The organism is Streptomyces sp. NPDC030296, assembly GCF_055572815.1.
The window spans coordinates 191,002-202,905 of sequence record NZ_JBVICQ010000010.1; the positions used below are offsets into that span (position 1 = coordinate 191,002).

Here is an 11,904-nt window from a genome sequence, read left to right on the forward strand (position 1 = left end):
ATCGCCAAGAGTTCAACAAACAGGTTTCCTGTTGGTCGCAGTCTCAACACACACAGGTTTCCTGTCAATGCCTTACGCTGACCCCCATGGTCGGCACCAAGGCACCCCCGTCGCTGCTCTATATGGTCAAACAGGTCGAGCTGGTTGTCCGCTCACACCTGGACGAGCTGGTGAGACCGGCCGGGATCACGGCCCTGCAGTACACCTCCCTGACCGTGCTGGAGCGGCACGACGGGCTCTCGGCGGCGCAGCTCGCCCGGGACTCGTTCGTCACCGCCCAGTCCATCGCGGACCTGGTCCGCAGCCTCGAGAACCGTGGCCTGGTACGCCGGGAGCGCAACCCGCACAACCGGCGCGAGCTGCGGATCCTGCTCACCGCCGACGGGCGCGAGCTGCTCGCCCGCTTCGCCGAACCGGTGCGTGACCTGGAAGAACGCATGATCGGCGAGCTCACCGCGCACCAGGCCGAGCAGTTCCGGCAGGCCCTGTCCAAGGCATGGCAGGCGCTGTCGTAGACCGTGGTGCGCGAAATTCCGGACGACCGGCCGAAGAAATCAAAGACATATGTCAATCGAACATGCTGAAATTCACCCTGACGGGGGTAACTTGCAGAGCGGGGACGGGTTTTGCCCTCACACAGTCCGGTTGGAGGCGATGCCGTCGTGTCGAGCGACCCCACACCTCCGGGCACCGGCCATCTGCGCGTGCGCGAGGACCGCGGCCGCACCGTGCTCGAACTCCACGGGGAGATCGACATCGCGGCGGCCGTGGAGATCATCCCGCACCTGGACGCGCTGACCGGCCGCCCCGGCGCACGGATCGTCATCGACCTCAGGCACGTCGAGTTCTTCGACTGCTCCGGACTGCGCCTGCTCCACCGGGCCCGGCACCGGGTCCTCGACCGGGGCGGTGAGCTGCGCCTGGTCTGCACCCATCCGCTCACCCTGCGCGTCCTCCGGGTCACCGGCCTGTCCCGGCTGCTGCCCCCGGCACCCTCGCTGGACGCGGCCCTGGAACAGCCCGAGGCCACCTCGGGCACGTTATGACGCGCTTCAGAGGCCCTTTCCTCGCGAAACCGCCTCTGAAGCGCGAACCCGCCCGCCGCGAACCCGCCCGCCGCGCCCGCGCGCTCAGTGACCCGGCAGCGCGTCGAACAGCGCGCTGACGGACTCGCCGTTGTGGATCCGGCGCACGGCCTCGGCGAAGGCGGGGGCGATGGAGAGAACCCGTAGCTTCTCGGTGCGCTCCTCGACGGGCACGGGCACCGTGTTGGTGCACACGATCTCCAGGACGTCCGGCTGCTCCCCCAGCCGTTTGAGGGCCCCCGCCGCGAACAGCCCGTGGGTGCAGGCCACCCGGATCGAGCGCGGCCCCAGCTCCCGCAGCCGTTGGAGGAGTTCCAGGACGGTACTGCCCTTGGCGATCTCGTCGTCGAGCACGATGACGTCCCGCCCGGCGACCTCGCCGATCACCGAGCTGATGCTCACCCGGTCGTCCGCGAAGCGCTGTTTCGCCCCCGCGGCGACCTGCGCGCCGATCATCCGCGCGAACGCCGCCGCCTCCTTGGCGTTGCCCAGGTCCGGAGAGACGACCGTCGTACGGCTCAGGTCGTACTGGCGGAAGTGCGCGGCCAGCTCCCGCAGCGCGTGCAGATGGTCGACCGGCACCGAGAAGAAGCCGTGCACCTGAGGCGAGTGCAGGGTCATCGTGAGCACCCGCCCGGCCCCCGCCGAGACCAGCAGATCCGCGACAAGACGACCGCCGATGGAGATGCGTGGGGCGTCCTTCTTGTCGGAGCGGGCGTACGAGTAGTGCGGCATGACGACGGTGATCCGGCCCGCCGAGGCGCCGCGCGCCGCGTCGCACATCAGGAGCAGTTCCACGAGGTGCTCCTGCACCGGCGCGACCAGCGGCTGCACCAGGAACACGTCCCGCTCCCGGCAGTTGCCCTGGAGCTGCACCTCCAGACAGTCGTTCGCGAACCGGCTCACCCGGGACGGGCTCAGCGGCACCCCGAGGTGCGCGCAGATCTCTTCCGCCAGTTCGGGGTGGGCGCTGCCGGTGAAGACGGCGATGTCACGCACGGTCGGCTCCTCGCATGAACATGATCAATACGGGTGGCGCGGCTCATGCTACTGGCCGTCCCTTCTACGCCGATTCGGGCATCGGCTCCCGGGCGGAGGACGCCGCCGGTCTACGGCGAAGTACGGACAATCTCCAACTCCGCGTTCCGCCAAGGTCCCTGCGGGCATTCGTTGAATCAGGAAGGAGGGCCGTCGACATGACGACGTCCATCAAGCGCACCCGTCTGCCCGGCTGGGCCAAGGTGCTCATAGCCGTGGTGGTCCTCATCGTGGTGCTGCTGGCCGCGCTGAGGCTGCTGGTCTTCAAGGGCTTCGACGACATGTTCGGCACCGAGGAGCACGACCGCTCGGGGCCCACCCTGCTCCGGTCCATCCAGGACATGAGCCGCTACGAGGCAGCCTCGGGCAACTTCCAGGTGGTCGTCGACCTGGAGAAGGACGCCAAGTACCTGCCGGACGCGATCCGCGGCACCCGCACGCTGTACGTCGGCGCGGGCACCGTGGACGCCTATGTCGACCTCGGCAAGGTCGGCGACGACGACGTGAAGGTGAACAAGGACCGCACATCGGCCACCATCAACCTCCCGCACGCCAGGCTCGGCGCCCCCGCCCTCGACACCGAGCACTCCTACGCCGTCTCCAAGCAGCGCGGCCTCCTCGACCGTCTCGGCGACCTGTTCTCCGACAACCCCAACAGCGAGCAGGCCGTCCAGCGGCTCGCCGTCAAGCACATCGGCGACGCCGCGAAGGACAGCCGGCTGACGGACCGCGCCGAGGCCAACACCACCGACATGCTCGAAGGGCTGCTGAAATCCCTGGGCTTCAAGGAGGTGAAGGTGACCTACGGCGGCTGACCCGCCCACCGGCACCTCCCGGAGCGCGCATCGCGGGCCGCTTCGGGGGTAACCGCCTTGACACACAAGGAAGTTGAAACGGGGAGGGTTGGATGGCCCGTACGACATCACGTTCCCGGTCCACCGTCTCGGGCCGCCGTTCGCCGACCGCGCAAGGCGATCGACGGCCCCTTCCGCTGCCCTTGCGGGTGCTGGTGATGGCACTGGCCTTCGCGGCCATGGTGGCGTTCGGCGCGGTGCTGGCGGGGCTCACGCTCCAGCCGTCGCCCGCCTCGGAGACCCTCACACACAGCAACCTGCGCCCCGGCAGCTCCCTGGAGCTCTACTGGCACCACCCGTCTCCGCGTGACGCCCTCAAGCAGCTCGGCGGGAACGTCCTGCTGGGGGTGCCCTTCGGCATCCTGCTGCCGGTGCTGGCGCCGGGGACCCGCGGACTGCTGCGGGTGCCCGCGCTGACGGCCCTGATGATGCTGCTGGTCGAACTGGTACAGGGCGCACTGGTGACCGGCCGCGCGTTCGACATCGACGACGTCATCCTCAACACCACGGGAGCCCTGCTCGGCTATCTGCTGCTCGGCCGGCGGCTCGGCAGGGCCGTGCACGCCCCTGCGGTACGGAAGCAGCCGAAGACCACGCGCGGTGGCACCGCCGGGCGGCCACGGACGGCCCGCAAGGCGGCGTTCCGCAAGATCGCCTGGCGCCTGCCCCGCCGGGCCAAGGGAGGGGGCGGCGCCGCCGAACGGGCTAGCGCGGCGTCCAAGTGAACTTGTCGCCGCCCACCCAGCGCACCTGCTCCGGGTCGTCGAGGTCATGGACGGTGATCCCGTACGCCGCGGCGGCCTGGAGCACGTCCGTCATCGCCTTGGCCTCGCCGACCACCTGACCGTCGATCTCCACGATCCGGAACGGCGGCGTACCCGGCTGCACGCCGAGCACCATGACCCGCGGGTGGGAGATATAGGGACTCGCGATTTCGGTCATGTCTAGAGCGTAGGCCCGTTCCGCCGTCCGTGACCGGGCGGCGGACGGCCGCCGTGCGGGTACCCGGCGGCTGGGCGAGTCTGTAAGCGGAACGCTGGAGGTGCCATGGATCCCGTCGAGGCCCTGGAGCGGATCGCCTTCCTGCTGGAGCGGGACCGGGCCCCCACCTATCGCGTACGGGCGTTCCGTACGGCCGCCGAGGTGCTCGGCGCGTTCCCGGCGGACGAGGTGGCCGAGCGGGCGGCCTCGGGGTCGCTGGAGTCGCTGAAGGGAATCGGGCCGAAGACCGCGCAGGTGGTACGGGAGGCGCTGGCCGGGCAGGTGCCGGACTACCTGGAGAAGCTGGAGCGGGAGGCCGAGACCCCGCTCACGGACGGCGGCCACCGGCTGAGGGAGCTGATCCGGGGCGACTGCCATGTGCATTCGGACTGGTCGGACGGGGGCAGCCCGATCGAGGAGATGGGCCGGACCGCCGCACGTCTCGGCCACGAGTGGGCGGTCCTCACCGATCACTCGCCCCGGCTGACCGTCGCCCGTGGCCTGTCCCCCGAGCGGCTGCGCGAGCAGCTGGACGTGGTGGCCGCGCTGAACGAGACCTGGGCGCCGTTCCGGCTGCTCACGGGCATCGAGTGCGACATCCTCGACGACGGCTCGCTGGACCAGGAACCCGAGCTGCTGGACCGCCTCGACGTCGTGGTCGTGTCGGTGCACTCCAAGCTGCGGATGGACGCCCGGTCGATGACCCGGCGGATGGTCGCCGCGGTCCGTGACCCGCGCTCCGACGTGCTGGGGCACTGCACGGGGCGGCTGCTCACCGGGCGGGGCCGGCCGGAGTCGGAGTTCGACGCGGACGCGGTGTTCACGGCCTGCGCGGAGACCGGCACGGCCCTGGAGATCAACTCCAGGCCGGAGCGGCTGGACCCGCCCCGGCGGCTGCTGCGGCGGGCGGTGGAGGCCGGGGTGCTGTTCTCCGTGGACACGGACGCGCACGCGCCGGGGCAGCTCACCTGGCAGATCCACGGGTGTGCGCGAGCCGAGGAGTGCGGGGTACCCGAGGACCGGGTGGTGACGACGTGGGGCGTGGAGGATCTGCTGCGGTGGGCCCACGACCGGAAGGTGCCCGCGCCGGGCGCCCCGCGGGGAACACCGCCCCTTGCGGAACGCGAGAAGTGACACCCGATGCGAGGAAAGGTGCGTCATGGCCAAGGCCGCTGTGTTCGATGTCGACGGGACCCTCGTCGACACCAACCATCTGCACGTGGTCGCCTGGTGGGAGGCGTTCCGTCAGGCCGGGCACCAGGTGGCGATGCATGACATCCACCGGGCGGTGGGGCTGCCGTCGCGGGACCTGATCACCCATGTGCTGGCCGGGGAACCGAAGCCGGAGGAGAGCGACGCGCTGAGCGCGGCGCACAAGGCGTTGTACGGGACGTACTTCGAGCGGTTGCCCCCGCTGCCGGAGGCCGGACGGCTGCTGCGGCGGCTCGACGGGCAGGGCTGGCGGGTGGTGCTGGCGACGTCCGCCAGTGGGCCGGAGCTGGCCGCGCTGCGGCGCGCGATCGGCGCGGACGACGCCATCATGGCGACGGCGAGCGCGGAGGACGTGGCCGAGGGCAAACCGGCCCCCGACCCGGTGGAGCACGCGCTGGAGCTGGCGAAGGCCCCGGCCGAGCGGTCGGTGTTCGTCGGGGACACGGTGTGGGACATGCGGGCCGGTGTCCGGGCGGGGGTCCGCTGTGTGGCCGTGCTCAGCGGGGGCATTCCCCGTCCCGAGCTGGAGGCGGCCGGGGCGGAGATGGTGTTCCGGAATCCGGCCCATCTGCTGGCCGCGCTGGACGACAGCCCGCTGGGCCGCGAGGAATGACCTGACGAGGGCCGCCGCGGACCCGTCCCGGCGACGTGACACGGATCACTCGCGAGACCCTGATCGGAGGGAACAGCCACGAGTGGTTGCCCGTTGAACAAACCGTGGGTGTGGATGGGACAGTGTCCCCGGGCCTCACCTTTTGCCCACAGGGAAGATCGTTCGGCTGAAGCCCTGTGGAGCGTTTCGCCGAGAGGCGACCGCCATCCGCACCCACACACAGACCGCCCCGACCGTGATTCCCCCGTCCGGTCGGGGCTTCTCTTTTGCGTGACCCTTTTCGCGTGAGCGGGAGCGTCAGTCCGTGAGGTCTCTCGGCCCGTACAGGGCGGCGGGCGCACCCGTCCGCAGGGCCCAGTAGCGGTCGCCGTACGACCAGTGCCACCACTCGGTGGGGTAGTTGACCAGCCCGGCCTCCGTAAGGGCGGCCCCCAGGGTCTCCCGGTGGGCGCGGGCCTCGGCCGGGATGTTCCCGGCGCCCGTGTAGCAGGCGCCCGCGCTGTCCTCGGGGCTGGCGTTGACCGGCGTACCGCAGTCGAGTTCGCGGCCGTCGGCGTCGACGAGGGCCAGGTCGACGGCGGCGCCCGCCGAGTGCGGGGCCAGCTCGGGCGGCGAGACATAGCGGCTGGCCGCCGTGCGGACGCGGGCGGCGTCCCAGTCGGGGTGCAGGGCGCGCATCTCGGCCGTGTACTCCTCGAAGTAACGGCGTTGCAGGTCCGGGGGCCGGTACCCCTCGACGAACAGCAGGCGCAGACCGTCCGGCAGCAGCGACTGGGCCCGGACCAGCCTCTCCAGCACGCTCGCGCGCAGATGGGCGTAGGCACCCGTGGCGTCGGCCTTGCGGGGGTCGACCGTCAGGGCACCGTCCCGGCGTACGTCGACGAGCGGATCGTCGCAGTCGTGCACGGGTACGGCCGCGACCTCGGGATCGGACATCAGGATGATCTCGGTCATGGGGGTGATCCTCTCGTGGGCGCGTCGGGGCACCACGGGAATCGGCCAGACCGGCGCCCGCCGGGGAGGGCCGCCGCGTGCATCGGCGTGGGCCGGGTACTCGTGGGCGGCCCTGGAAGTCGCGGCGCGAGAGGAGTCAGCGGTGAACAAGGAGTCCGGCGACAGGATCGTGATCACGGGCGCCACCGGCAATGTCGGAACGAGCCTGGTACGGCTGCTCGCGGAGGACGAGCGGGTCGGGCAGGTGCGGGGCCTCGCCCGTCGGGTCCCCGACTGGTCGCCCGAGAAGACGGAGTGGTCGGCCGTGGACCTGGGGTCCGGGGACGCCGACCTGACGAAGGAGTTCGAGGGGGCGACGGCGGTCGTCCATCTCGCGTGGGCCTTCCAGCCCACCCACGACCCGGCCACCACCTGGCGGACCAATGTGCTCGGCAGCATGCGGGTCTTCGAGGCGGTGGCGGCGGCGAAGGTCCCGACCCTGGTGCACGCCTCCTCGGTCGGCGCGTACTCGCCGGGTCCGAAGGACCGGTCCGTCGACGAGTCGTGGCCCACCCACGGCTGGCCGGACGCCGCGTACTGCCGGGAGAAGGCGTATCTGGAGCGTGCCCTGGACTCCTTCGAGTACGAGCATCCCGAGGTGCGGGTGGTGCGGATGCGGCCCGCGTTCCTGTTCAAGCGGGAGTCGGCGAGCGAGCAGCGCCGGATCTTCGGCGGACGTCTTCTGCCGGGGCCGCTCGCCCGGCCCGAGCTGCTGCCGTTCCTGCCCGACATTCCGGGGCTGCGGGTGCAGGCGCTGCACACCGACGACGCCGCCCACGCGTACCGGCTGGCGCTCCACTCCGATGTGCGCGGCGCCTTCAACCTGGCGGCCGAGCCGCCCGTGGACGCGGGGCTGCTGGGCGAGATGACGGGGTCGCGGCCGATGCGGCTGCCGCGGGCCGCCGTACGGTCGGCGGTCGCCGCCGCGTGGAACCTGAGGCTGCTGCCCGCCTCGCCGCACCTATTCGACGCGGTGCTGCGGCTGCCGCTGATGGACTGCAGCCGGGCCCGTGACGAGTTGCACTGGCGGCCCGAGCGGACGGCCGTCGAGGTGCTGGAGGAGTTTCTGGAGGGGCTGCGACAGGGTGCCGGCGCCGACACGGAACCGCTGCGGGGCCGGAAGGTGGGCTGAGCGGCCACCCCGAAAGGTGCGCCCCGAAAGGTGCGCTGATCAGCCGCCCGGATCGGACGGCTGAGGAGCGTGCCACCCGGACATGACGGCGCCTCCCCGGGTCCCACCGGGGAGGCGCCGAGTCTTCGTGGCCTCAGCGGCCGTGCGGCCGACCGCCTCACGGCGACGGCCGCGAGCCCTCCGGATCAGTCGGACGGCTCGTCGGGGACGGGCTGCTCGGGGTGGACACCGCCCGAGCGGGGCGCGCCCTGGCGTCCGGTGCCCGCCTCGTCCGTGTCCGGCACATCGGTGCCGGTCTCCTCTGACGCGGCCTCGTCCTCGGACCCACCGGTCCCCTGCCCGGGGGCCACCTCCCAGGGGTCCTCGCCCTCGGTCGCCTGCTGATCGGGCAGGTCCCTCGGGATCGGGTCACCGTTCTCGCCGGGACCCTCCAGCCGGTGATCGGTCACGGCGTGCTCCCTTCCTGTCGTGCACCGCGCGCGAGTACCTCGCGGCGATCGGCTGAAACCCGTGGGCCCCGACCGGCGCCGCCCAGTTCGTCGAGGGCGGCCGTCAGGTGGGGCGCGACCCGCTCCCGCCGCCAGGCGATGTCGTCCGCGTCCGCCTCGCGCGGCACCGTCTCCACCAGCATGATCAGGCAGAGGTAGCTGCGGTAGAGGGCGTAGCGCCGGGCGGCGCCCGGAGACAGGTGGGGGTCCCCTCCCGCTTCCTGATAGCCCGCCAGGAAGTCCGTGTCCTGCCGGATGTCCCCGAGCAGAGCGAGGGAGACGAAGTCGGCGACCGGGTCGCCCCAGAACATGCGCTCGCCGTCGATCAGACCGCCCACTCGGGCGGACGCCCCGTGCTCCACGAGGATGTTGCCGTCCCACAGGTCGAAGTGGACGAGCCTCGGCACGGTCACCTCGTCGAGCGCGTCGTAGGCGTGCCGCGCGGTGCGGGCCATCTCGTCGACGGGGCGGGGCAGCCAGGCCGCGTAGCGGCGGGCGTCGTCGAGCACGGCCTCGTACATGGTGGTGAAGGCGGTGCGCCAGTCGGGGGCGAGGGGGCCGAGGGCCCCGGTCGGGTAGCCGAATCCGGGCCCGGTGACCTTGTGCAGCCGGGCCACCAGGCCGCCCAGCTCGCGGCGCGCTCCCGCCTTCCGTTCCGCCGTCAGTCCCTCCCATCCGGCGCCGGGGCAGTGACTGAGCAGCACATGGCGGCCCGTCGGCGCGTTCTCGTCGAGGGCGGCGCCGACCACCCTTGGCACGGGGACCCCGACGGTCCCGGCCGCACGGCAGAACGCGGCCTCGCCGACGAGGAGGTCACGCTCGTGGGACAGGCCGGGGGCGGTGGACGGCGGAGGGATCTTGAGCACCAGCCGGGTGCCGTCGGTGAGGCGGAGTTCCTCGACCGTGTTGTAGGTGCCGCCGCCGAGCGGCAGCCGCTCGGCGAGGCTCTCCGGCGGCAGTCCCGCCGCCGCCAGGACGAGCCGAGCACGCTCCTCCGCGTCCACCGCGGTCCCCCTTCGTTCGCATCCGGGCACGGGGGCCCACTGTGCCAGTCGGCCCCCCGGACCGCACGGGGGTGACGGCGTCGTGGGGCGGAACCGCGCCATGGACCTCTTCGACCGCATCCCGCTGCCGGCGGCGGTGTGCGAGGTGTACGGCCGGGTGCTCCTGGCGAACCCGGCGATAGCCGGGGAGGGGGTGCGACACCGGGCCGGCTGTGTGGGCGGGACGTGCTGGAGCCGCTCCGTCCGCGGGAGGCGGCGCGGGTGGAACGGACCGCCCAGGCACTGCGCCTGCGGCACCGGTCGCGCTGTCCGGTGTCCGTGCGGTGGGACGCGGCGGACGAGGTCCGTCGGCACGGGGAGATGACGGCCGACCCGATCAGCGACGGCCCGGGCACCACACCCTCGTTGCTGGTCCTGGTCCTGGTCCGGGTACGGGGCGAAGCGGCCGAGACCGCGCAGCGACCCGCCGATCCCCCGGCGAGTCCGACCGAGGCCCGCGTCCTGGCCCCCCGGGGTGTGGCCGCCCGCCCCCGCCCCACGACGAAATTCATTGGCCCCTCCCCCGAAGTCTGAGTAGCTTAGGCAAGAACCTAGTGGCCCTAGGTTTTAGCCATCGAGCCACGTCCCACAGCCCCTTCCGGAGGACCGCCATGAAGCCGCTCACCGAGCAGGAGATCCGCAGCTCGTTCATCAACTGCTCCAAGGGCGAGGCGAAGCGCATCTCCCTCCCCCGCGACCTGGACGAACGCCCCTGGGACGACCTGGACTTCCTCGGCTGGCGGGATCCCGGCGCGCCCGACCGCAGCTATCTCGTCACCGAACGCGACGGTCGGCCCGTGGGGGTCACCCTGCGGTTCCCCTCCGCCCAGCGCGGCTTCCTGCACCGCAGCATGTGTTCCCTGTGCCTGACCACGCACCGGGGCAGCGGGGTCTCACTGATGACGGCCCGCAAGGCGGGCGCGGCCGGTCGGGAAGGCAACTCGGTAGGGGTGTACATGTGCGCCGACCTGGCCTGTTCCCTCTACGTGCGCGGCAAGAAGGCCCTCGACACGGGCAGCCGATTCGAGGAGAGCCTCACCACGGAGGAGCAGATCGCCCGGACGGTCGGCCACCTGAGCGCCTTCCTGGACAAGCTCTACGCCTGATCCTCCTGCCGAATCGTTTTGGTGATTAGGGTCCTCGGTCAGGAGTTCGGTGTACCGGCAAGGGGAACAGCGCAAGGATGCGAGACGTACGTGGCGTAAGGGCCCTGATGCACACAAAGGTGTCCCAGTGGCGACAGGATCCGGTGGTCGTGCAGTCCGTGCGGTCGGCCGCGGCCGCATCGGTCGCCTACGCGGTGGCGGTCTGGTTCAGCACGTCACCGGCGCCGCTGACGGCACCACTGACCGCGCTCCTCGTCGTCCAGGTCACCCTCTACGCCACGCTCACCAACGGCATCCGCCGGGTGAACTCGGTGGTCGCCGGTGTCCTCGTCGCCATCGGCTTCAGCGCGGTCGTCGGCCTGACCTGGTGGAGCCTCGCCCTGCTCATCCTCGCCTCACTGGCCGTCGGCCATCTGGTCCGGGTCAGCGAGTACGTACCCGAGGTGGCGATCAGCGCGATGCTGGTGCTCGGGGTGACCAGCGTCGGGGACACGGCGTGGACCCGGGTCCTGGAGACACTGATCGGCGCCGTCGTCGGACTCGCCTTCAATCTGCTGCTGGCTCCCCCGGTGTGGGTGGAGGCGGCCGGCGAGTCCATCGAGGACCTGGCCCGTCGTATGCGGCGGCTGATGAACCGCGTCGGTGAGGAGGCCGCCGGCCGCCCCGCCTTCGAGGTGGCGGCGGCCCGGCTGCACGAGGCCCGTGAGCTCGACTTCGACATCGTCGAGGTCGACGCGGCCCTCAGGCAGGCCGAGGACAGCCTGAAGCTCAATCCGCGGGTCCGGGAAGGACTGCTGCACCGGGTCGTGCTGCGCACCGGCCTCGACACGCTGGAGATCTGCACGGTGGTGCTGCGCGTGCTGGCCCGCACCCTCACCGACCTGGCCCGCGAACGGGAGCCCAGCCCGCTGTTCTCCCCCGAGGTGGGGGCGACCCTCGAACGGCTGCTCGGCGAGATCGGCGACGCGGTGGTCAGCTTCGCGGTCCTCGTCACCACCGACGTCAGCCGCAGCGCCGAGTCCGCGGAGGACCGCCTCGCCGCCGAGCTGTCGACGGCCGCCTCGACCCGCGACAAACTCGCGCAACTGCTGCTGGAGGACGTCCGTCGCGACCCGAGCGAGTGGCAGCTGTACGGCGCCGTGCTGACCGAGGTCAACCGCATACTGGACGAGCTGGACACCCAGCACCGCTCCCAGCGGCTGCTGGAGGAACTCGACCGCTGCACCCGCGAGCAGCGCGAGCGCTCCCCGCGCCTCACCGGCCTGAGCGAGCGCCTGCGCACCGCGCTGCCCTCCCGGCGGAACCGCTCCGGCCCCGTCGGACGTACTAAGTCACAAGGCACGACGCGATGACGAGGGG

General features: G+C 71.7%; 15 protein-coding genes. 10 read left to right on the top strand and 5 right to left on the bottom strand.

Annotated features, from left to right (window positions below; all coding sequences use genetic code 11):
- Window positions 1-86 precede the first annotated feature (86 nt).
- The gene (locus ACZ4Z3_RS28140; protein ID WP_468503635.1) at window positions 87-515 is read left to right on the top strand and encodes a MarR family winged helix-turn-helix transcriptional regulator; all 429 of its coding nucleotides are present in this window, start codon (window positions 87-89) and stop codon (window positions 513-515) included.
- A gap of 147 nt (window positions 516-662) precedes the next feature.
- Window positions 663-1,046 (top strand): anti-sigma factor antagonist, encoded by a 384-nt coding sequence (locus tag ACZ4Z3_RS28145; protein WP_468503636.1) that lies wholly within the window; start codon window positions 663-665, stop codon window positions 1,044-1,046.
- An 84-nt stretch (window positions 1,047-1,130) separates the two neighbouring features.
- Here ACZ4Z3_RS28145 and ACZ4Z3_RS28150 read toward each other — a convergent pair whose 3' ends face one another.
- Window positions 1,131-2,084 (bottom strand): ribose-phosphate diphosphokinase, encoded by a 954-nt coding sequence (locus ACZ4Z3_RS28150; RefSeq protein ID WP_055513378.1) that lies wholly within the window; start codon window positions 2,082-2,084, stop codon window positions 1,131-1,133.
- Between the two features lie 197 nt (window positions 2,085-2,281).
- Here ACZ4Z3_RS28150 and ACZ4Z3_RS28155 point away from each other — a divergent pair, with 197 nt between their 5' ends.
- Both ACZ4Z3_RS28155 and ACZ4Z3_RS28160 read left to right on the top strand, forming a co-directional pair.
- Window positions 2,282-2,938, top strand: a complete 657-nt coding sequence (locus tag ACZ4Z3_RS28155) for a DUF4230 domain-containing protein (protein ID WP_468503637.1) — start codon at window positions 2,282-2,284, stop codon at window positions 2,936-2,938.
- A 92-nt stretch (window positions 2,939-3,030) separates the two neighbouring features.
- Window positions 3,031-3,702, top strand: a complete 672-nt coding sequence (locus ACZ4Z3_RS28160; protein WP_468503638.1) for a VanZ family protein — start codon at window positions 3,031-3,033, stop codon at window positions 3,700-3,702.
- Here ACZ4Z3_RS28160 and ACZ4Z3_RS28165 read toward each other — a convergent pair.
- Window positions 3,683-3,919, bottom strand: coding sequence for a hypothetical protein (locus tag ACZ4Z3_RS28165; protein WP_055541310.1), 237 nt, complete (start codon window positions 3,917-3,919; stop codon window positions 3,683-3,685). The two genes, ACZ4Z3_RS28160 and ACZ4Z3_RS28165, sit on opposite strands and share 20 nt — an antisense overlap.
- 105 nt (window positions 3,920-4,024) lie before the next feature.
- On the opposite strand from ACZ4Z3_RS28165, the gene ACZ4Z3_RS28170 reads away from it, so the two are divergent.
- Window positions 4,025-5,092 carry a PHP domain-containing protein gene (locus ACZ4Z3_RS28170; protein ID WP_468503639.1) on the top strand — a complete coding sequence of 356 codons (1,068 nt, stop codon included), beginning with the start codon at window positions 4,025-4,027 and terminating at the stop codon, window positions 5,090-5,092.
- Window positions 5,093-5,117: 25 nt separating this feature from the next.
- Complete coding sequence (locus ACZ4Z3_RS28175; protein WP_468503640.1) at window positions 5,118-5,783, top strand: HAD family hydrolase; 666 nt, start codon at window positions 5,118-5,120, stop codon at window positions 5,781-5,783.
- Between the two features lie 297 nt (window positions 5,784-6,080).
- On the opposite strand, the gene ACZ4Z3_RS28180 is transcribed toward ACZ4Z3_RS28175, so the two are convergent.
- Window positions 6,081-6,737 carry a M15 family metallopeptidase gene (locus tag ACZ4Z3_RS28180; protein WP_468503641.1) on the bottom strand — a complete coding sequence of 219 codons (657 nt, stop codon included), beginning with the start codon at window positions 6,735-6,737 and terminating at the stop codon, window positions 6,081-6,083.
- A gap of 142 nt (window positions 6,738-6,879) precedes the next feature.
- On the opposite strand from ACZ4Z3_RS28180, the gene ACZ4Z3_RS28185 reads away from it, so the two are divergent.
- On the top strand, window positions 6,880-7,908 hold the full coding sequence (locus tag ACZ4Z3_RS28185; RefSeq protein WP_468503642.1) for an SDR family oxidoreductase: 1,029 nt from the start codon (window positions 6,880-6,882) through the stop codon (window positions 7,906-7,908).
- Window positions 7,909-8,093: 185 nt separating this feature from the next.
- Here ACZ4Z3_RS28185 and ACZ4Z3_RS28190 read toward each other — a convergent pair whose 3' ends face one another.
- Complete coding sequence (locus tag ACZ4Z3_RS28190) at window positions 8,094-8,357, bottom strand: hypothetical protein (protein WP_468503643.1); 264 nt, start codon at window positions 8,355-8,357, stop codon at window positions 8,094-8,096.
- Entirely contained in the window at window positions 8,354-9,400 is a 1,047-nt protein-coding gene (locus ACZ4Z3_RS28195) for a phosphotransferase family protein (RefSeq protein WP_468503644.1), read from the bottom strand. The genes ACZ4Z3_RS28190 and ACZ4Z3_RS28195 overlap by 4 nt, the downstream gene beginning before the upstream one ends.
- A gap of 261 nt (window positions 9,401-9,661) precedes the next feature.
- On the opposite strand from ACZ4Z3_RS28195, the gene ACZ4Z3_RS28200 reads away from it, so the two are divergent.
- The 3 genes from ACZ4Z3_RS28200 to ACZ4Z3_RS28210 all read left to right on the top strand — a co-directional run bounded on the left by ACZ4Z3_RS28200 (window position 9,662) and on the right by ACZ4Z3_RS28210 (window position 11,897).
- On the top strand, window positions 9,662-9,973 hold the full coding sequence (locus ACZ4Z3_RS28200; RefSeq protein WP_468503645.1) for a hypothetical protein: 312 nt from the start codon (window positions 9,662-9,664) through the stop codon (window positions 9,971-9,973).
- Window positions 9,974-10,050: 77 nt separating this feature from the next.
- Window positions 10,051-10,545 (top strand): FBP domain-containing protein, encoded by a 495-nt coding sequence (locus tag ACZ4Z3_RS28205; RefSeq protein WP_468503646.1) that lies wholly within the window; start codon window positions 10,051-10,053, stop codon window positions 10,543-10,545.
- 77 nt (window positions 10,546-10,622) lie between these two features.
- On the top strand, window positions 10,623-11,897 hold the full coding sequence (locus ACZ4Z3_RS28210) for an FUSC family protein (RefSeq protein ID WP_468503647.1): 1,275 nt from the start codon (window positions 10,623-10,625) through the stop codon (window positions 11,895-11,897).
- Window positions 11,898-11,904 lie beyond the last annotated feature (7 nt).

Excerpts from the sequence above, each read along its gene's own strand:
- ACZ4Z3_RS28175 (WP_468503640.1), top strand. The coding sequence starts at position 5,118 with ATGGCCAAGGCCGCTGTGTTCGATGTCGACGGGACCCTCGTCGACACC.
- ACZ4Z3_RS28140 (WP_468503635.1), top strand. The coding sequence starts at position 87 with ATGGTCGGCACCAAGGCACCCCCGTCGCTGCTCTATATGGTCAAACAG.
- ACZ4Z3_RS28155 (WP_468503637.1), top strand. The coding sequence starts at position 2,282 with ATGACGACGTCCATCAAGCGCACCCGTCTGCCCGGCTGGGCCAAGGTG.
- ACZ4Z3_RS28205 (WP_468503646.1), top strand. The coding sequence starts at position 10,051 with ATGAAGCCGCTCACCGAGCAGGAGATCCGCAGCTCGTTCATCAACTGC.
- ACZ4Z3_RS28180 (WP_468503641.1), bottom strand. The coding sequence starts at position 6,737 with ATGACCGAGATCATCCTGATGTCCGATCCCGAGGTCGCGGCCGTACCC.
- ACZ4Z3_RS28165 (WP_055541310.1), bottom strand. The coding sequence starts at position 3,919 with ATGACCGAAATCGCGAGTCCCTATATCTCCCACCCGCGGGTCATGGTG.
- ACZ4Z3_RS28210 (WP_468503647.1), top strand. The coding sequence starts at position 10,623 with ATGCGAGACGTACGTGGCGTAAGGGCCCTGATGCACACAAAGGTGTCC.
- ACZ4Z3_RS28160 (WP_468503638.1), top strand. The coding sequence starts at position 3,031 with ATGGCCCGTACGACATCACGTTCCCGGTCCACCGTCTCGGGCCGCCGT.
- ACZ4Z3_RS28170 (WP_468503639.1), top strand. The coding sequence starts at position 4,025 with ATGGATCCCGTCGAGGCCCTGGAGCGGATCGCCTTCCTGCTGGAGCGG.